Here is a 19,465-nt window from a genome sequence, read left to right on the forward strand (position 1 = left end):
AAAGCACCCATATAGGGTGCTTTTCATTTAGATATTTGGACCTGCGTTTTTAATTTCATCTGAAACATTTGCGAATTTCTCGAAATTTTTAACGAACTGTGTTGCAAGTTCTTTCGCTTTCTCATCGTACTTTTCTTTGTCTGCCCACGTTTGTTTTGGTTGAAGAACTTCTGCAGGTACGCCTGGGCAATGTGCAGGGATGTGTAGACCGAAGATAGGATCTTTCTTCGTTTCAACACTGTCTAGTTCTCCATTCAGAGCAGCTTGAACCATCGCGCGAGTATAAGAAAGCTTCATACGTTCACCTTCGCCATAGCTACCGCCTGACCATCCAGTATTCACTAAGAAGACCTCGACATCGTGTTCCATGATTTTCTCTCCGAGCATCTCAGCATAACGATAAGCAGGAAGAGGTAGGAACGGTGCACCGAAACAAGTGGAGAACGTTGCTTGTGGAGACGTTACTCCTCTTTCAGTTCCTGCTAACTTACTTGTATAGCCGGATAGGAAATGGAACATTGCTTGTTCTTTTGTTAATTTACTGATTGGAGGTAACACTCCAAAAGCATCAGCAGTTAAAAAGATAATCGTGTTTGGATGACCTGCAACACTTGGGATCGCTATATTAGGAATTGCATCGATTGGATATGCAGCACGCGTATTTTCAGTTAAACTTGTATTATCATAATCAGGAACTCTCGATTTATTGTCTACTGCGACATTCTCAAGAACGGTTCCGAATCGGATAGCATCCCAAATTTGAGGCTCTTTCTCACGAGATAAATTAATACATTTGGCATAGCAACCACCTTCGATGTTGAAGACACCGTTCATTGACCAGCCATGTTCATCGTCACCAATTAAGCGACGGTTAGCATCTGCTGAAAGCGTGGTCTTACCCGTACCTGAAAGTCCAAAGAAGAGAGCGACATCGCCTTCTTTTCCAACATTTGCTGAGCAATGCATAGATAAGATGTTTCTTTCAGGAAGTAAGTAATTCATAACAGTGAAGATCGATTTCTTAATCTCACCAGCATACTCAGTTCCTCCGATTAAGACCGTACGTTTTTCAAAGGAAATAATGATAAACGTTTCAGAGTTCGTGCCGTCTTTATCAGGATCTGCTTGAAAACCTGGTGCAGAAATTACAGTGAATTCAGCATCATGTCCCTTTAGTTCTGTTTCATTTGGTCGAATAAATAATTGGTGTGCAAACAAATTGTGCCAAGCATATTCGTTGATAACCTGGATGGGTAGTCTTGCTGATTGGTCAGCTCCTGCAAATCCTTTAAATACATAAAGGTCTTTTTTCTCTCCCAGGTAATCCAGAACTTTAGTGTAAAGGCTTTCAAAATGTTCTGAAGAAATAGACTGGTTCGTTTCCCAGTTAATTTTGTCTTTAACGGATTCTTCACGGACAATGAACTTGTCCTTTGGAGAACGCCCGGTATATTTTCCTGTTTCAACACGAAGAGCGCCAGTGGATGTTAATGTCCCCTCTTTCATCGAAAGCGAACGTTCAACCAGTTCTGAGACTGATAAATTTACATGAGGAGTATTCTTATTTAAAATGGCATCCAAAAGTGGTGAAGAGAAGGAAGCTGTTTTCATATGTTAAACCCATCCTTTATCATAAAATTTCATTCAAGATCCTTACTGAACTTGTTTAACTCAAAAATAGTATAACACATTCATTCAATTATTCTATACTAATCTATGGATTTTTTACTTAAATAGTGAAAAAAAGGTGGTTACCTATCCTAATTAGGGCTTGTGTCTTTGGATTGACAGAGTAAGCGAACTGCGATATTATATTTCGAGAATGGATACTCTTATCCCGAGTAAGCGGAGGGACAGGCCCTATGAAGCTCAGCAACCAACTCCTCAATATTGGATTAAGGTGCTAACCTGCAAGACTAGCTGTCTTGAAAGATAAGAGGCGAAAGGCAAGAGATATCAGCTCCTTTCCCTTTATGATGAAGGAAAGGGCTTTTTTAATGTCGTTTTTGGGGAACGAAAGCGTAATATAACCGATTAAAATTGAATTCGATGTCTCGTTTCGACAACAATATTAGGGAAATGAGTACCGTATCCATTACACTATATTAAATAGGAATGAATCCTTAAGGAGGTACTTGAGTGAGTAATCGTCGTTTGTTTACTTCTGAATCAGTAACTGAGGGGCATCCAGATAAAATATCAGATCAAATTTCTGATGCAATTCTGGATGATATTCTAGCGCACGACCCTAATGCGCGTGTTGCCTGTGAAACTACAGTCACAACTGGACTTGTATTAGTATCCGGAGAGATCACAACATCTCACTATGTAGATATTCCGAAAGTAGTCCGTGAAACGATTCAATCGATCGGGTATACACGTGCTAAATATGGTTTTGACGCTGAGACTTGTGCAGTGCTTTCATCGATTGATGAGCAATCTGCAGATATTGCTGCTGGTGTTAACGTGGCTCTTGAATCACGTGATGGTCACATGTCTGACGATGAAATTGATGAAATCGGCGCTGGTGACCAAGGTTTGATGTTTGGATATGCTTGTAATGAGACTCCAGAACTCATGCCTCTTCCAATTTCTTTAGCTCATAAGTTAGCTCGTCGCTTAAGTGAAGTAAGGAAAGATGAAATTCTACCTTATCTTCGACCAGATGGGAAAACACAGGTTACAGTAGAGTATGACGAAGAAGGTAAACCGGTACGTATTGATACGATTGTAGTATCTACACAGCACCATCCAGAGATTTCGCTTGAACAAATTCAGAGAAATATTAAAGAACACGTCGTTAAACCTGTTGTTTCACCTGATTTAATCGATGAAAACACCAAGTACTTTATCAATCCGACAGGGCGCTTTGTAATTGGTGGACCACAAGGTGACGCAGGATTGACTGGTCGTAAAATCATCGTTGATACTTACGGTGGTTATGCACGTCACGGTGGTGGTGCATTCTCAGGTAAGGATGCAACGAAGGTTGACCGCTCTGCAGCCTATGCGGCACGTTATGTAGCTAAGAATATTGTAGCAGCAAAACTTGCTGATCGTTGTGAAGTACAGTTGGCTTATGCTATTGGTGTAGCTCAACCTGTATCCATCTCAATCGATACGTTCGGAACGGGGACAGTATCTGAAGAGAAACTAGTCCAGGTTGTACGTGATAACTTTGATCTACGTCCAGCTGGAATCATTAAGATGTTAGACTTACGACGCCCAATCTACAAGCAAACTGCTGCTTACGGCCACTTTGGACGTACAGACATCGAGTTGCCTTGGGAGTATACTGATCGAGCAGAAGCCCTCAAACAAGGTGCTAATCAATAAGATAGAGAGAAGCCTTTATGGCTTCTTTTTTTTGTAGCATTTTTGAAAGACATATAATGGTAAGATTACTATAAAAGCAATAGTAAAAGGAGTGGACTAGCTTGTCTGATGTTTTTTTGGAGAAAGTTCAAACAGTTGAGGAATTACAATCACTTGGAGGAAAGCCAGGGAAATTGGCTGCAAACAAAGTAATCCCCTTTCTAGATGAGAATTGTGAGCTATTTATTTCTCATTCGCCTTTCTTAACAATTGCTACGTCAGCTCAAGACGGAAGCGATGTTTCGCCAAGAGGAGACCAACCTGGGTTTGTGAAAGTAATTGATCAAAGGCATCTTCTAATCCCAGAGCGCCCGGGCAACAAAAGGATGGACTCACTCAAAAACATATTAGAAAATCCCTATGTAGGTTTGTTGTTCATTGTTCCTGGAAGGGATGAAACCCTTAGAATCAATGGCAAAGCATGTATCGTAAAAGATCAATCCCTTCTAGAGGGTTGTGAGGCTTTTGGAAAAGTTCCCGTATTGGGTATAGGGGTAGAAGTGATGGAATGCTTTATTCACTGTGGAAAAGCTCTAAAACGCTCACATCTCTTTGAACAAGAATACTGGCCTTCTAACGAAAAGTTACCAAGTGCTGCAAAGATGCTTGCAGACCATGCGAAACTGGAAAGTGAATCTGTTAGCAAATCGCTAAAAGAAAGTTATACGCAACGCTTGTATTGAATTTTATGGATGGAACAGAAAGATCTTCATGATCATCCCTATAAATTCCAAATTATGTTATACACATAGCTGACACAAAAGCACTTCCTAGCCCCAGTAAAGCGCCGACAAGTACATCTGATGGATAGTGATGACCAAGGTAAATACGTGAAATTGCAACGATTGAGGCAACCGCTAGGAGCGGAACCGCGAGGGGATGTACGAATAATAGATAAGGCACGACCACAGAAAAAATGGCGGTTGTATGACCTGATGGAAAGGAATGATCCTTCAGGGGATAAACGAGCATTTTGGTTTCAGGTATTGCAAGGTAAGGTCTGTTCCTTGGGTAGAGCTTCTTAATAAAATGAACTGGAAGGTGGCTTAAAGAGAGTGCGACTGCACTTTGAATAGCTAATGTTTTGAATGGATAAGGCAAGAATATAAGTAATAGTAATGTGCTTATAATCGTAGCCCGTGCACCACCGAGGTGTGTGATCGTGCCCATGAAGTTAGTAAGAGATGGAGAATGACATTTTAAGTTCAAGAATCTGAAAACAGAGCATTCCTGTTCGTGAAGCCATCCAACGACTTTACTCAAAATAATCCCCCCTTCATTTTTTGTTACTTTAATCATAAAGGAACCATTTAGTGAGACTATTAAGGAGATATTATAGAATCATTAAGATTTATTAGTGTGAAGTAAATGGTGTTGGCATAAAAAGAGATATGGTAAATTTCTGTCTCGACAGTTTAACTAGCGAAAATATATTCAATTTAGAAGGCTTTTTCTCAAAAATTTGTTTTTGAAAGAAATTTTGTATAAAGAACCACACTTTTCTAACCACACTTATAGCAACAATGTTTACGAAAAGAACCATTAAAAAAAGACTGCCGACACTTTCTCAACAGCCTGTAGAGGTAATGAAATCTCTCTTTGTTATGATATTAAAGCAAAATAAATAACATACCCAATAGCAAGTGCTGTACCAATTAAATAAACTAAATAGACAGGGTTGCTAAAAAACGATGCTTTTACTTTCGCATCACCCTGGTTTTCATAATCACCTTTTTGATTCTGACCAATGCGATATGTCATGAAGGCTCCGATCGCCAGAGTGATAATGACCAGTACGATCAATACAATCGTTAATTTGTACAAGGTAGTCACCTCTATCCAATAGGATTGTAGTCGTAATTTCCCACAATCCTAACTGAATTATACGTGCGATTACCTTTGAATAGGGGTCTGAGCTTTGTAATAGGCTGCTTTTTCTTTATACTCTCTTCTAATTCGGTCCATATCACGCTTATCTTCGTCCGTTAATTTCCTGATCACTTTTGCCGGTCGTCCGAAAGCGAGAGAGTCAGCAGGGATTTTCTTGCCGGGTGGAACGAGACTTCCAGCACCTACAAAGGCACCTTCGCCAACTTCTGCACCGTCTAAGACGATGGATCCCATACCGATAAGTGCGTTTTTTCTTATGTGACTACTATGAAGAATGACTTGATGGCCAACTGTAACACCATCCTCTAGAATGAGGTTAAGGTTAGGACTTTGGTGGAGAACAGAGTTATCTTGAATATTTACCCCTTTCCCTATGATAGTAGGGGATACATCTCCTCGAATTGTCGTATTAAACCAGACGCTGCTACTCTCTCCAATTGTCACATCACCCGTAATGGTAGTATAATCCGCAATATAGGCTGTTTCATGAATAATCGGTTTTTTTCCTTTATACTCATACAACATAAGATCCCAACTTCCTGATTTTAAAATACTTACATATGTAGTGTATCAAAAAAGCTTGATGCTAGATAAGGGGGCGTTACCCATGAGGATAAAACAAACTGAAGGTGCAAAAGCGGTAATCGTATTAGTACACGGAGCGGGAGAACACCACGGCCGTTATGACTGGCTTGTTTCCAAATGGTTAGATGCAGATTTCCATGTAGTTCTGGGAGATTTGCCGGGTCAGGGTGAAAGTTCGCGAAGAAGAGGTCATATCGATTCCTTTGATCAATATATCGAAACGATTGAAAAGTGGGTCAAGGCTGCACACGAATTTCATTTACCAGTGTTTTTACTTGGTCACAGTATGGGGGGACTTGCCGTCATTCGGACGATTATGGAGAAAAACCTTTCATTATCAGGTGTTATCCTTTCATCTCCTTGTGTTGGTCTAGTTAATCCGCCGAAGAAAAGTATTGATCTTATTTCGAAAATGTTGAATCCAATCGTTCCTTCTCTTAGATTAAGTTCCCAGCTAGAACCTGGACTTGCTACAAGGAACACAGAATATCATGCTAGAGATCTCGAAGATCCACTCATTGTGAAGAAAGTATCGGTTAGGTGGTATCGAGAATTAGTGAAAGCGATGAGAATAGCAAATGAAGGGGCAAAAACGTTTTCTGACTTATCTCTTTTGGTTGTTCAAGCAGGAGATGATCGAATTGTCGACAAAAATTCAGTTCGCTCATGGTTTAATCGTATACCATCGACTGATAAGTCTTATAAAGAATGGGAAGGTTTCTATCACGAGGTATTTAATGAGCCAGAACGAGAAGTGGTATTTAAATCAGCATTGTCTTTTGTAAACTTAAGACTTGATCTATTAGGGCATCTAGACGAAAGTAACAACTAATGGAACTAAACTGACTATTAGGAGTGGAGTTTATTGAATGTACCTACTCAACCTTGGACGCTGATGCTAAGCATATACAAACGAGTGTTGCCAAGAGTCCATAAGGAGCTTGATAAATGGAAAACACATGCTGAGCTTATTCCAGATGAAGAGCTACGAACTCAAGCGATAGCCAGTATTGAATCCAAGACGTTTCATTGTGAAGGCGGAGCGATTTATGGATTGCTTGCGGGAAATAACATTGATCAATCGATTGAATTTATAGCTGCTTATCAGACGATCAGTGATTATCTTGATAATCTATGCGATAGGAGTACTTCTCTTAATCCGGAAGATTTCAGCGCTCTTCATGAAGCAATGATGGATGCGCTATCACCACACGTGGAACTTACATCAAATTATTATCGATATCGTGAAGAACAAAACGATGGTGGTTATCTTCAATCTCTAGTTCAGACGTGTCAGAGAGTGATAAGTGAGCTTCCGAACCTGGAGGAAGTTCAACCGGCATTGCTTGAACTATGCCGTTATTATTGTGATCTGCAAATACATAAGCACGTAGTTGAAGAAGAGCGTGTACCAAGGTTAGAAGGATGGTTTAATTCAAATAAGGACCAGCTTCCTGAAATGTCATGGCATGAGTTTTCGGCATGTGCTGGGTCTACACTTGGCATCTTTTGTCTTATTTCTTATTCCCTAGGTGGAATGATCCCGAGTGGGAGTTCTGAAGTTATCAAAAGAGGGTACTTCCCTTGGGTTCAGGGTCTTCATATTATGCTCGACTATTTCATTGATCAGGAAGAAGATCGAGTTGGTGGGGATTTGAATTTTTGTTTTTATTATAGAGATAATGAAGAGCTTGCAACAAGGGTTGGACATTTCATTAAAGAGGCAGATAAGAGTGTTAAGAACCTTCCCCATTCAAATTTTCATCGTTTGATCAATAAAGGTCTTCTAGGTATTTATCTTGCTGATAAAAAAGTTATGAAGCAAAAAAATGTACGATCCCTTGCGAGAAAAATTATTCAGCAAGGTGGAAAATCCAGCATATTCTTCTATTTCAATGGTTGGGTATACAGGAGGCTTCATAAGGCTTCTCAATAAAAAGGTATAAAAACCGTCACTTCGTGAGAAAAGTAACCTATAGAAACTTGAAAGGGGACTTTGAGCATGAAGAAACGGTATTATGTAGCGGTAGGTTCAGGGGAAATCTTGGAGGATCAAGGTGCTTCAAGCTATAATTTTGAGATTGACGCAGATGAAGAAGATGTTTTTCATTTAAGTGAATTATTTGATTTGGCTGATACAGATAGTCGACTATCATTATATCGATCACACGTACCAACAAATTATCATGAAGATAAGAATAACCATGATTATGATGATCATCTTCAACAAATCTATCGAATGATTCATCAACTTGGGACAGAGCGGACAAGAGAGCATATTGAATCGATGGGAATATTATGAAAAAGAGGACGGCGAATTTCGCCGTCCTTATGTTTTGCTTATTGCAAGTATATAGGGTGGATTGTTTTTTTGGTTGATAAATCCATATTTTAACACTTGGAAATCACGTTGTTCCAATCCTGAAGTGAATGCTGTTACAGCTTCGCTTTCTTTTTTTCCTTCTGGGTGACCGGAGTAAACGACAATAATCAAAATTCCACCTGGTCTTAGTAGCTCTAATATTGCTGTCACGGCATTGAGCGTATCGTTAGGTGTAGTGACGATTGACTTATCACCACCAGGTAGGTAGCCGAGATTAAAGATAGCAGCAGATACCTTCCCCTTATCTTTCTCATCTATTATGCTAGCCACATGAGCGTGACTACTGTGAATCAAGTTTACTTGTAAAAGTTGTCCAGTTTTTTCAAGGCGTGATTTTGTAGCGTTAAGTGCTTCTTCTTGAATATCAAATCCGTATACTTTACCTGTTTCACCTACACATTCTGCGAGGTAAAGCGTATCATGTCCATTACCGCATGTTCCGTCTATCGCTACGCTTCCTTTTGTGAGAACAGAATCTAACAACGTTCTAGAAAAGGGTAAAATTCTTTGTAGTGTCATGTTGTCACTTTTCCTCCTGTAGCATATTTCCCTTGCCAGGTGTCCCTACGAACCATTTCATCTTTAATCGCATTTAAAACACCAAACTTATTTGTACTCCACATCGGACCAATCAATAGTTCTGCAGGACCGTCACCCGTGATTCTGTGAATGACCATGTCAGGAGGTATAACCTCTAACTGGTCGACGACTAAATTGACGTACGTATCACGGTCGAGAAATTCAAGCATCCCTTTCTCATATTGCTTCACCATAGCAGTATTACGAAGCAGATGTAATAAGTGAATTTTGATTCCCTGTACATCCAATTTTGAGACTGCTCTTGCCGTTTCCATCATCATTTCAGGGGTCTCTTCTGGCAAGCCGTTGATGATATGTGAAACAACGTTAATGTTATGCTTTCGAAGTTTCTCAACGCCTTCTACATAGCAATCATAATCATGAGCTCTGTTGATCAAGTCTCCAGTATGGTCATGTACGGTCTGCAAACCTAACTCCACCATTAGAAATGTACGCTCGTTTAGTTCTGCTAAATATTCCACTACGTCATCCGGTAGACAATCTGGTCTAGTTGCGATCGAAAGTCCCACAACGTCTTCCTGATCTAATATCACTTCATATTTTTCTCGTAGTTCGCTAACAGGAGCATATGTATTTGTGAATGCTTGGAAATATCCAAGGTATTTCGCGTCTTTCCATTTCTTTGCATGTGTTCGGTCTTTAATAGTGTTAAATTGAGTGATGAGATCATCTTGCCTGTCGCCTGCAAAATCACCAGAGCCACTAACGCTACAAAACGTGCAACCTCCATGTGCAACTTTCCCATCACGGTTTGGACAATCGAATCCTCCATCAAGAGGTACTTTGAAAACCTTATGACCGAACGTTTCACGTAAGTACTGATTAAAGGAATAGTAGCGCATATCTGTTCCAAAGTGGACGGGGAAGTTATTTGATTTCATAGATAGTGTGACTCCTCTCGCGAGCTAGGCTCGTCCCTGAATAATAATCAAATTCTATCACTTTCGTAAGTGATCTCCAACTCCTTTCAAATGTTTGGGAGTATTTAGGTTGTGGTAAAGAAGACTATACTCATAATTAAGAGGTGATCGTATGTCAGATAATGAAAAGCGTCATAAAAAAGGAGAAACGAACAATCCGGAACAGCTTCCCGATCAAGAACGAAACCAGCTTGACGAGGATGAAGCAGAGATGACCGTGGATCCTATTCCTCTTGAAGATTTGAAAGAAGAACAACAGGAAGAGAAAAATAAACCAAAATCAAAAGACGATTCTGCGAGTCAAAAGAAATATAGAGAAGGATAACGCGCCGAAGAGGTGCGTTATTTTTCGATGTGTACGGTTTGTTTTAAGTTTATGATCAGGTGATTCATAAAGACAGAAACTAAAAGGTATAAATTGCATTATGACTGTCTAAAATGATAATGTTCTTGACAATTTTCTGAAGTATTCATACAATACAAATTATATACTAAGATTGAACTTAATGATTATGATGAGGAATAGTAATAAAGGTTCTATTTGTAGAGAGTTAACGGACGGTGAAAGTTAACATAGAAACTTTATGAACTCACCTTTGAATCGGAATCCTGAAATAGAGTAGGGTGCCCCGTCCGCCTGCGTTAAGGGCCTAAAGTGAGTGCAGTTAAAGCACTAATCCGGGTGGTACCGCGGGTGATTGTGAATGTAAGATTCTCAACCTCTCGTCCCTGTTTATAGACAGGGATGGGAGGTTTTTTTATTTTAGTGATAGTTGGAAGGAGAGAGCAGCAATGTCTTTTGATCACAAAACGATAGAAAAGAAATGGCAACAGTATTGGGAACAAAACAAAACCTTTAAAACAGCTGACGAAACAGAGGGGGAAAAGGTCTACTTCCTTGATATGTTTCCGTACCCATCAGGGGCAGGACTTCATGTTGGCCATCCAGAGGGCTATACAGCTACAGATATTTTGTCACGAATGAAACGAATGCAAGGCTATAATGTTCTGCATCCGATCGGTTGGGATGCATTTGGTCTTCCGGCTGAGCAATATGCGCTTGATACAGGTAATAATCCTCGTGAGTTTACACAGCAAAATATCAACACGTTCCGTCGACAAATTAAGGAACTTGGTTTCTCTTATGATTGGGATCGAGAAGTGAATACGACAGACCCTAACTATTATAAGTGGACTCAGTGGATCTTCACAAAGCTATATGAAAAAGGTCTTGCATACGTTGACGAAGTCGCAGTGAACTGGTGTCCGGCGCTGGGTACGGTTTTAGCGAATGAAGAGGTAATCGATGGTAAAAGCGAGAGAGGCGGACACCCAGTTGTCCGCAAGCCTATGAAACAGTGGGTTCTAAAAATCACGGAATACGCTGATCGTTTGCTAGAAGATCTTGAAGAATTAGATTGGTCTGACAGCATTAAAGAAATGCAGCGCAATTGGATTGGAAAATCCGAAGGTGCAGAAGTAACATTCAATATCGACGGACATAACGAATCGATCGATGTCTTTACGACACGTCCTGACACACTATTCGGTGCGACGTATATGGTTCTTGCACCAGAGCATCCTCTTGTGGATGTTATATCTACTGATGCAGAAGTCGGTAAGGTTAAAGATTACCGCTCTAGTGTCCAAACAAAGAGTGATCTAGAGAGAACGGAACTTTCAAAAGAAAAGACAGGTGTCTTCACTGGCGCTTATGCTATCAATCCGATTAACAATGAAAAGCTACCGATCTGGGTTGCTGACTATGTTCTAATGAGCTATGGAACAGGTGCTATTATGGCAGTCCCTGCTCACGATGAACGTGATTATGAATTTGCTACAGCATTCGAACTACCTATCAGAGAAGTAGTGGCTGGTGGTGATATTTCTAAAGAGGCTTATACCGAAGAAGGAAAACATGTTAATTCAGATTTCCTTGATGGACTTGATAAAGCAGAAGCCATTACAAAAAGTATCGAATGGTTAGAAGAGAAGCAAAAAGGTAAAAAGAAAACCACGTACAGACTTCGAGATTGGTTGTTTAGCCGTCAGCGTTACTGGGGCGAACCGATTCCGATCATTCATTGGGAAGATGGCACGATGAGTGCTGTCCCTGAGCAGGATTTGCCAGTTGTGCTACCTGAAACAACAGAAATCAAACCTTCTGGTACAGGAGAATCTCCACTTGCCAACATCGAGGAATGGTTAAACGTAGTGGATCCAAAGACTGGGATGAAAGGTCGTCGTGAGACGAATACAATGCCTCAGTGGGCGGGAAGTTGCTGGTATTACCTGCGCTATATCGACCCAGATAACGATGAAATGTTGGCAGATCCAAAGAAACTTGAAGACTGGCTTCCTGTTGATATGTATATTGGAGGAGCAGAGCATGCTGTATTGCATTTGCTATACGCACGTTTCTGGCATAAAGTACTTTATGATATTGGAGTTGTTCCAACTAAAGAACCTTTCCAACGTCTTCGAAATCAAGGAATGATCCTTGGGGAAAACAATGAGAAGATGAGTAAATCAAAGGGTAATGTCGTTAACCCGGATGAAATTGTTGAATCCCATGGTGCCGACACTCTTCGCCTATACGAAATGTTTATGGGTCCTTTCGAAGGTTCGATTGCATGGTCAAACAATGGGCTAGACGGTGCTAGAAGGTTCCTTGATCGCGTGTGGCGCTTGTTTGGAGAGGGTGATCTTTCCAAGAGCGCAATAACGAAAGCTGAACCTGAAGAAGGTTTAGAACGTGTTTATCACGAGACAGTGAAGAAAGTTACGGAAGACTTCGAAGGCTTGCGCTTTAATACAGCTATCTCACAAATGATGGTTTTCGTAAATGAAGCGTACAAACAAGAATCTCTTCCAATCCATTTGATGGAAGGGTTTGTGAAGCTACTATCTCCAGTAGCTCCACATCTAACTGAAGAACTGTGGGGTGCGCTTGGACATACTGGAACACTTGCATATGTAAGCTGGCCAACGTACGATGAAAGCAAGTTAACAGTTGATGAAGTAGAAATCGTAGTACAAGTGAACGGAAAGCTACGTGCTAAGATTTCGATCCCTTCTGAAGCATCACGTGAAGAAATGCAAGAAATAGCTATGGACCATGAGAAAATCAAAGATCAGATTGAAGGGAAAACAATTCGCAAAGTTATTGCAGTTCCCGGAAAGCTTGTGAATATCGTAGCAAATTAACAAATGGGTCAGAGATCGAGTAGATCTCTGGCTTTTTTTATTGCGAATCAGGTGCTCTAAAACACTTTTTTGGAAAAGAATAATAGTATGAGGTAGGCAAAACAAACGGTCTTGATAAGAACGCTCGCTTAACAGGTACTCGCCGGATTGATTTCTTGAATTAAAGATAAAAATGATGTAGGATTGTTTTGGTGAAGAAACCATTTCAATGAAAACTATCGTTCAGGAAGGGGTATGTTATATGAGTAATGAAATTAAGACGATTACACCTGAAGAGGTTCAACAGCTACTAAATGAGGGAAAAAGTGTTTCGCTCATCGACGTTCGTGAGGATGAAGAGGTAGCAGAAGGGATAATCCCAGTTGCTAAACATATTCGTCTTGGTACTATTCCTGAACGACTTGATGAAATTAACAAAGATGAAGAGCATATCATGATTTGTCGCTCAGGAAGAAGAAGCGAGCATGCATGTGAGTATTTACAAGAAGCTGGCTATGAAGTGAAGAATATGGTAGGCGGTATGATGAAGTGGGAAGGTGAAGTAAAGTAACCCTCCTAAGAAAAGGAGAGAATCCAGATGACACTATGGGGTATGGCACTCGCTGCTGCTGCGGCTTTAACGATTGGGTTGTGGAAAGTCGTTCATCCCTATACGTATTTGAAGCCGATTAATGTCGATCCCTTTGATGACGATCGATACTGCTTAATAGATGTAAGAGATTACATTCTTTCGCACAGGATGCCGTATGAGAAAGCTAAGAATATTCCCCTTTCTTATCTCGGTAGACAGACCAGGGAAAATGATGTGTGTGATAAAGAAATCGTTGTGCTTGCAGAAGATCGCAAAGCCGCAAGAATGGCTGCGAAAATATTGTTAAAACAATCAAAACAGCCGATTTATTACATGACAGTCTCATCATAAAATAAAGCGCCTTTAGAAGAACCCTTTCTAAAGGCGTACCCTAATATCATTAATCCAACTAAAATTATAGGATTAATGATATTTACCCTTATAAAAAAAAGTCCAAACTACTTGGTGATCTTTGTTATAATAAGGAAAAAGATTACTTAGAGGTGTCGTAATGAGGGCAGAACTTATTCGCGCTATGATGGATTTGCAGGCGTTGCGTCAATTTCAACCTGGAAACGGAAGTCGAAATCAGCAGGTAGCCACTCCTTTTCTTGAAATGTTAGAACAGGCTATTTCTTACACTTCATACGATCAGTTTAATCATAATAGTAAAAGTAATAGTACTAGTACGGCTATTACAAAGCAAACACCGGTAGAGCAATTCAAACCAACAGGTCACTCAACAAAGGCATTTGAAATTGATGGTTATATTGAGGAACTGTCTGATCGCTATCAGGTAGATTCTAAGTTGGTTCATTCGATTATTAAGCAGGAGTCTGGATACGATCCATCAGCTGTCAGCCACGCTGGCGCAGTTGGACTTATGCAACTTATGCCTGCTACTGCAAGAGGTCTTGGAGTCGAAAATCCTTATGATGCAAAGCAAAATATCGAAGGTGGCGTAAAATATATTAAACAAATGTTGAGTAAGTATGGTGGAGATACTAAGCTTGCTCTAGCTGCTTATAATGCTGGACCGGGAAATGTTGATAAGTATGGAGGTATTCCTCCATTTGAAGAAACGCAAAATTACGTTTCTAAAGTAATGACTAATTATTTAGCATAAAGTAAAGCTGTCTCATGCGACCGCTCTTTAGCGGTTGTGTTTGGGGCAGTTTTTTTGTTTCAAAACGAATCGTGCGAGAAATATACAATTTTTTGTGAGATACTACATGAAGAGGTGAGCACTATGAAAGATTTTAATGCATTAGGATTAGATAAAAGACTTATAGAAGCACTTGAAGCGCAAGGAATCGAAACACCAACTGATATCCAGAATGAAACAATACCTGTTATGCTCAAGGGACAAGATGTTATGGCCCAGGCACAAACAGGAACAGGGAAGACTTTCGCTTTCTTATTACCAATCTTAGAAAAAATAGATTCTGAATCAGATCATGTTCAGGCATTGATCGTTACACCTACGCGTGAACTAGCCCTTCAAATCACAACTGAATTGATGAAGCTAGTCGAGGGGCGTTCAGATGTGAACGTTCTTGCAGTTTACGGTGGTCAGGATGTAGAGAAGCAAATATCAAGACTTAACAAACAGGTTGATATTGTGGTGGGTACTCCAGGGAGACTTCTAGATCATATTCGTAGAGAAACAATCGACCTTTCTCATACTGACTATCTCATTCTTGATGAAGCGGATCAAATGCTTCATATCGGATTTTTGCGAGAAGTAGAGGACATTATTTACGAAACGCCGGATACGAGACAAACAGCACTATTTTCAGCTACATTATCAAGTGATATTCGTAGCTTGGCAAAACGGTTTATGCGCTCTCCCCAAACCATTAAAGGGAAAGAAAAAGGAAAAACCGTGGAAGAGGTACAGCAGTACTTAATTGAGACAACAGATCGAAGAAAGTTTGGAGCTTTAACAGAGACGATTGATGAAGCCCGTCCGTTCTTAGGTATTATTTTCTGTCGTACGAAACGTAGAGTTAGTAAACTTTACGGTGATTTGCGGTCCAAAGGATATTTAGCTGATGAGCTTCACGGCGATTTGTCTCAGTCAAAACGGGAAGGAGTCATTAAGAAATTCCGTGATGCGAAAATACAGCTTCTTGTTGCCACAGATGTCGCGGCAAGGGGGCTAGACATTGAAGGGGTTACACATGTGTTTAATTATGATGTTCCTCAAGACGTGGAAAGCTACATTCATAGAATTGGAAGAACAGGTCGTGCAGGTGAAGGCGGTGCTGCCTATACGTTTATCGCTTCAAAAGATAAGCAAGCAGTTCCAATGATCGAGAAAGGCATTGGAAAGCGGATTGAACGTAAATCAGTAGAAAATGCGCTTCCTTCACATGATGAACGCGAATCTTCGCAAGGCAGGGAGAGAGGCAATCATTCCGAAGGCCGACGCAAAAACAACCGTAATGGTGGAAGAAACCGAAACAGAAGATAATAAATAAGGCTATCTGCATGCGCAGATAGCCTTATTTTTATCTTTCAGCAGCACTCTTTCCTGCAGTGAAACCTGTTACGAAAGCCGAAGTAATGTTATAGCCTCCAGTGTAGCCATGAATATCAAGCACCTCACCACAGAAGTAAAGGCCTTGTGTGAATTTAGAAGCCATCTCTTTTGGATGAATTTCTTTAAGGGAGACGCCCCCACCCGTCACAAAGGCTTTATCGATCGGTAGGGTACCATCAACAGCTACCCGGAACTGTTTTAAGGAGCGAACATACTCACGCACTTTTTCTTTCGATAGGTGAGCATACGTTGTATCAGGAGAAAGTTCAGCTCTTTCTAGTAGAAACAGCATGTATCGTTCCGGAACTTTCCCTTTCCAGATATTTTTGATCGCTTTTTTCGATTCATCTTTTGCAAGCTTCATATGTTCACGATACAGTTCTTCTTCATTTTGATCAGGCACTGCATCTATTTGAAGAGGAATAAATTGTGCATTGAATTTCTTAAGAGCTTTCACAACATACTGACTACAGCGTAATACTGCAGGGCCAGATAGACCGATATGAGTGAAGATCATATCCCAGCGATGGGTTTTTATTACTTTGCCTTTTGGGTTCAAAACAGATAATGCGACATCACGGAGAGAAAGCCCTTGAAGTTCTTTGTTTTGAATGAAGGGCTCATTCGAAGTTAGGGGCACTTCTGTTGGGTAAAGCTCTGTAATGGTGTGACCACCATCTTCTGCCCAAGCGTATCCATCTCCTGTTGAACCAGTATGTGGGACTGACTTTCCTCCAACGGCTACAATGACGTTCGATGACAGTATCTTCTCATTAGACTTAAGCAAGACACCTTGAACTACACCATCCTCATAAAGAACTTTCTCAACAGGTGTATTTACCTGAATATTTACGTTGAGTTCTTTCACCTTATTAAGTAGAGCGTTCACCACAGATTTTGCATCATCTGTAACTGGAAACATCCTGCCGTGGTCTTCTTCCTTTAACCTAATCCCAAGCCCTTCAAAGAATGAAATAATATCCTCATTATTAAAGATGTTAAATGCGCTATATAAGAATTTCCCATTACCAGGTATGAATTTAATCAATTCATCTAAGGGGAGCCTGTTTGTTACGTTACATCTGCCGCCACCAGAGATGGCCAGTTTTCTGCCGAGTTTATTCCCTTTATCAAGGAGTAGGACAGATGCTCCATGTTCAGCAGCAGCTACAGACGCCATGAGGCCAGACGGTCCACCGCCAATCACGATAACATCATATTTCATGCTTACACCTCTCTCATTTTGCTACAAACAAACATACCACAAATTATTTGAAATAGAAAAGTCACGAAAAACAGATAATGTTTGTTGTTCCATTATAAATAGCTTAAAATGGAGAAGTGTCCTTCATTGACTGTAGAAAAAAGGTTAATAGTGACGAATTGATATAGAGTAATGGTTAGAAGTAGGAGTTGGAGAAATGTCTGATTCAAATGTGATTAGAGGGACGATGCTATTAACAGCAGCTACCCTTTTTTCTAGAATATTGGGAATGATTTATATGTTCCCTTTCACTGCCCTAGTGGGTGCTCAAGGAATAGCGTTGTATCAATATGCTTATATTCCATACACAATCATGCTTAGTTTATCTACAGTAGGAATCCCTCTTGCGGTTTCGAAGTTTGTTTCAAAGTATCACACGCTCGGTGATTACCGAACAGGAAGACGGTTGTTCAAGTCCGGATTGTTACTTATGACATTCACCGGATTTATTGCATTTCTAATTTTATTTTTCCTTGCTGAACCGATTGCCCACTTGTTAATTAAGGAAGGTAGTGAAGGCAACACAATTGCAGACGTTACCCTTGTCATTCGAGTGGTCAGTCTTGCATTGTTAATCGTTCCGATTATGAGTTTAACGAGAGGTTTTTTTCAAGGACTACAATCTATGGGGCCAACAGCAGTATCTCAGGTTGTAGAACAGATTTTTCGTATCGTATTTATACTAGTATCTAGTGTGATCATTTTGCGTTTTATGGGTGGAAATGAAACGACAGCAGCTACCTTTGCGACATTTGGAGCTTTTGTAGGGGCTGTTGGAGGCTTATTGGTAGTCTTCTGGTACTACCGAAAGCGGAAACCAAGCTTGGATCGTCATTTAGAAGAAAGCACGGTTGACCACAATGTTTCTTTAGGCGACATGTACAAAGAAATCGTTACATATGCGCTTCCTTTTGTCATCGTTGGTCTTGCGATTCCGTTGTATCTTCAAATCGACACGTTATTTATAAATCCTGCTTTGCAAAGCATAGGTTATGATAAGACTACTTACGAAACTGTCTTTGCGATTATTACAGGACTTGCTCATAAACTGATCATGATTCCAGTTTCATTAGCTACTGCTCTTGCGATGACGATTATTCCAGCGATTACAAAATCGTTCACATCACAGAAAGAAGGAGCACTTCAGAAACAGCTTACTCAAACGTTTCAAATGTTGCTGTTTCTAACAGCGCCTGCCGCTATTGGTCTTGCAGTTCTTTCTGAACCGGTATTTCGTGTTCTTTATCCAACTGTGAACCAGGAATTAGGTAGCCACCTACTGATGTGGTATGCTCCTACGGCGATTTTGTTTGCTCTTTTCTCTGTTACAGCAGCGATTTTGCAAGGCATCAATAAGCAGAAGTTCGCAGTATATAGTTTGCTTTCGGGACTGATCTTAAAAGCGGCGTTAACCTATCCTTTAGTCGTTTTGTTTGAAGGAAAAGGAGCAATTATTGCTACGGATATCGGTCTAATAACATCCGTTATTGTTACGATTATCATTATCAAGAAATACACAGATTACCAGTTTGCATTTGTATTCAGGAGAATAATGCTGATTGGAATTTTTGTAATTCTTATGGCGGTTACTGCTAAATTAGCAACATTACCTTTAGAAAACGCTATGCCAAATCTTTACCAATCCAAAAGTGAAGGTGGAAGCATGTTGTTTTCCATCATTAATTTACTAATCGGTATAGGTGTAGGTGGCGTCTTATACCTCTATCTATCCTATCGTTCTAATCTTGCAGGACTTGTTCTTGGAGAACGTTTCAAATTCCTGAAAAGACACTAAAAAATGAAGGCCTTTGGGCCTTCATTTTTGTGAGTTAAGGTAGTTGGTTTTGTTCCTAGTAGTCGATCTCGTCAATTTCGTCTGCTCGAATTCCTAGATACTTTTCGATCCTGCTAACTCTTTTGCTTAATCGATCTAACCTTCTTCTAATCTGTTTGAATTGTTCTTCTGTATAGTTGTAGCCTGGATAACCTTGCCCGCCTCCAGGTCCACCGCCTGGTCCGCCACCAGGATATTGTGGGTACCCTCCACCTTGTGGTGGTCCACCACCATACCCAGGATATTGTTGCCCCTGCTGTCTATAATCCAACGTAGATGACCTCCTTAATA

At 40.4% G+C, this 19,465-nt stretch carries 20 protein-coding genes, 1 riboswitch and 1 other annotated feature; of the genes, 12 read left to right on the forward strand and 8 right to left on the reverse strand.

Annotation, left to right across the window (positions count from 1 at the left end):
• Positions 1-27: 27 nt before the first annotated feature.
• Positions 28-1,611 (reverse strand): phosphoenolpyruvate carboxykinase (ATP), encoded by a 1,584-nt coding sequence (gene pckA, locus SJY16_RS05465; protein ID WP_377888086.1) that lies wholly within the window; start codon positions 1,609-1,611, stop codon positions 28-30.
• A 218-nt stretch (positions 1,612-1,829) separates the two neighbouring features.
• Positions 1,830-1,939: riboswitch (SAM riboswitch) on the forward strand.
• A 200-nt stretch (positions 1,940-2,139) separates the two neighbouring features.
• On the opposite strand from pckA, the gene metK reads away from it, so the two are divergent.
• Together metK and SJY16_RS05475 are read left to right on the forward strand one after the other, a co-directional pair.
• On the forward strand, positions 2,140-3,336 hold the full coding sequence (metK, locus tag SJY16_RS05470) for a methionine adenosyltransferase (RefSeq protein WP_377888087.1): 1,197 nt from the start codon (positions 2,140-2,142) through the stop codon (positions 3,334-3,336).
• A 101-nt stretch (positions 3,337-3,437) separates the two neighbouring features.
• Complete coding sequence (locus SJY16_RS05475; RefSeq protein ID WP_377888088.1) at positions 3,438-4,058, forward strand: MSMEG_1061 family FMN-dependent PPOX-type flavoprotein; 621 nt, start codon at positions 3,438-3,440, stop codon at positions 4,056-4,058.
• A 52-nt stretch (positions 4,059-4,110) separates the two neighbouring features.
• Here the strand turns inward: SJY16_RS05475 and SJY16_RS05480 are convergent, their stop codons facing one another.
• The 3 genes from SJY16_RS05480 to SJY16_RS05490 form a co-directional block, all read right to left on the reverse strand.
• On the reverse strand, positions 4,111-4,638 hold the full coding sequence (locus tag SJY16_RS05480) for a phosphatase PAP2 family protein (protein ID WP_377888089.1): 528 nt from the start codon (positions 4,636-4,638) through the stop codon (positions 4,111-4,113).
• A 339-nt stretch (positions 4,639-4,977) separates the two neighbouring features.
• Entirely contained in the window at positions 4,978-5,199 is a 222-nt protein-coding gene (locus tag SJY16_RS05485; protein WP_377888090.1) for a hypothetical protein, read from the reverse strand.
• 69 nt (positions 5,200-5,268) lie between these two features.
• Positions 5,269-5,790: a gamma carbonic anhydrase gene (locus SJY16_RS05490; protein ID WP_377888091.1), complete on the reverse strand. Its 522-nt coding sequence runs from the start codon at positions 5,788-5,790 to the stop codon at positions 5,269-5,271.
• Between the two features lie 82 nt (positions 5,791-5,872).
• Here SJY16_RS05490 and SJY16_RS05495 point away from each other — a divergent pair, with 82 nt between their 5' ends.
• The 3 genes from SJY16_RS05495 (at position 5,873) to SJY16_RS05505 (ending at position 8,152) form a co-directional block, all read left to right on the forward strand.
• Positions 5,873-6,682 carry an alpha/beta hydrolase gene (locus SJY16_RS05495; protein ID WP_377888092.1) on the forward strand — a complete coding sequence of 270 codons (810 nt, stop codon included), beginning with the start codon at positions 5,873-5,875 and terminating at the stop codon, positions 6,680-6,682.
• Between the two features lie 33 nt (positions 6,683-6,715).
• Entirely contained in the window at positions 6,716-7,786 is a 1,071-nt protein-coding gene (locus SJY16_RS05500) for a tetraprenyl-beta-curcumene synthase family protein (protein WP_377888093.1), read from the forward strand.
• Positions 7,787-7,852: 66 nt separating this feature from the next.
• The gene (locus tag SJY16_RS05505; protein WP_377888094.1) at positions 7,853-8,152 is read left to right on the forward strand and encodes a hypothetical protein; all 300 of its coding nucleotides are present in this window, start codon (positions 7,853-7,855) and stop codon (positions 8,150-8,152) included.
• A gap of 27 nt (positions 8,153-8,179) precedes the next feature.
• Here the strand turns inward: SJY16_RS05505 and mnmM are convergent, their stop codons facing one another.
• The gene (gene mnmM, locus SJY16_RS05510; protein ID WP_377888095.1) at positions 8,180-8,752 is read right to left on the reverse strand and encodes a tRNA 5-(aminomethyl)-2-thiouridylate-methyltransferase MnmM; all 573 of its coding nucleotides are present in this window, start codon (positions 8,750-8,752) and stop codon (positions 8,180-8,182) included.
• Positions 8,749-9,714 carry a tRNA modification radical SAM protein MnmL/YtqA gene (gene mnmL, locus SJY16_RS05515; RefSeq protein WP_377888096.1) on the reverse strand — a complete coding sequence of 322 codons (966 nt, stop codon included), beginning with the start codon at positions 9,712-9,714 and terminating at the stop codon, positions 8,749-8,751. Before mnmL ends, mnmM begins: the two co-directional genes overlap by 4 nt.
• A 151-nt stretch (positions 9,715-9,865) precedes the next feature.
• On the opposite strand from mnmL, the gene SJY16_RS05520 reads away from it, so the two are divergent.
• From SJY16_RS05520 to SJY16_RS05545, 6 genes are all read left to right on the forward strand, one after another.
• Entirely contained in the window at positions 9,866-10,078 is a 213-nt protein-coding gene (locus tag SJY16_RS05520) for a hypothetical protein (RefSeq protein ID WP_377888097.1), read from the forward strand.
• A gap of 178 nt (positions 10,079-10,256) precedes the next feature.
• Positions 10,257-10,487 (forward strand) — a binding site (T-box leader).
• 58 nt (positions 10,488-10,545) lie between these two features.
• A complete protein-coding gene (leuS, locus tag SJY16_RS05525; protein WP_377888098.1) occupies positions 10,546-12,960 on the forward strand; it encodes a leucine--tRNA ligase in 2,415 nt (804 codons plus the stop codon).
• A gap of 241 nt (positions 12,961-13,201) precedes the next feature.
• Positions 13,202-13,510, forward strand: coding sequence for a rhodanese-like domain-containing protein (locus SJY16_RS05530; RefSeq protein WP_377888099.1), 309 nt, complete (start codon positions 13,202-13,204; stop codon positions 13,508-13,510).
• 27 nt (positions 13,511-13,537) lie between these two features.
• Positions 13,538-13,882 (forward strand): rhodanese-like domain-containing protein, encoded by a 345-nt coding sequence (locus tag SJY16_RS05535; protein WP_377888100.1) that lies wholly within the window; start codon positions 13,538-13,540, stop codon positions 13,880-13,882.
• A gap of 160 nt (positions 13,883-14,042) precedes the next feature.
• A complete protein-coding gene (locus SJY16_RS05540) occupies positions 14,043-14,657 on the forward strand; it encodes a lytic transglycosylase domain-containing protein (protein ID WP_377888102.1) in 615 nt (204 codons plus the stop codon).
• Between the two features lie 123 nt (positions 14,658-14,780).
• Positions 14,781-16,007, forward strand: a complete 1,227-nt coding sequence (locus tag SJY16_RS05545) for a DEAD/DEAH box helicase (protein ID WP_377888103.1) — start codon at positions 14,781-14,783, stop codon at positions 16,005-16,007.
• 37 nt (positions 16,008-16,044) lie between these two features.
• Here the strand turns inward: SJY16_RS05545 and SJY16_RS05550 are convergent, their stop codons facing one another.
• Positions 16,045-17,301 carry a BaiN/RdsA family NAD(P)/FAD-dependent oxidoreductase gene (locus SJY16_RS05550; protein ID WP_377888104.1) on the reverse strand — a complete coding sequence of 419 codons (1,257 nt, stop codon included), beginning with the start codon at positions 17,299-17,301 and terminating at the stop codon, positions 16,045-16,047.
• 196 nt (positions 17,302-17,497) lie between these two features.
• On the opposite strand from SJY16_RS05550, the gene SJY16_RS05555 reads away from it, so the two are divergent.
• On the forward strand, positions 17,498-19,135 hold the full coding sequence (locus tag SJY16_RS05555; RefSeq protein ID WP_377888105.1) for a putative polysaccharide biosynthesis protein: 1,638 nt from the start codon (positions 17,498-17,500) through the stop codon (positions 19,133-19,135).
• Between the two features lie 55 nt (positions 19,136-19,190).
• Here the strand turns inward: SJY16_RS05555 and SJY16_RS05560 are convergent, their stop codons facing one another.
• Complete coding sequence (locus SJY16_RS05560) at positions 19,191-19,445, reverse strand: hypothetical protein (RefSeq protein WP_377888106.1); 255 nt, start codon at positions 19,443-19,445, stop codon at positions 19,191-19,193.
• Between the last annotated feature and the right edge of the window lie 20 nt (positions 19,446-19,465).

Source organism: Alkalihalobacillus sp. R86527, from assembly GCF_042466185.1.
Lineage (GTDB): Bacteria > Bacillota > Bacilli > Bacillales > Guptibacillaceae > Guptibacillus.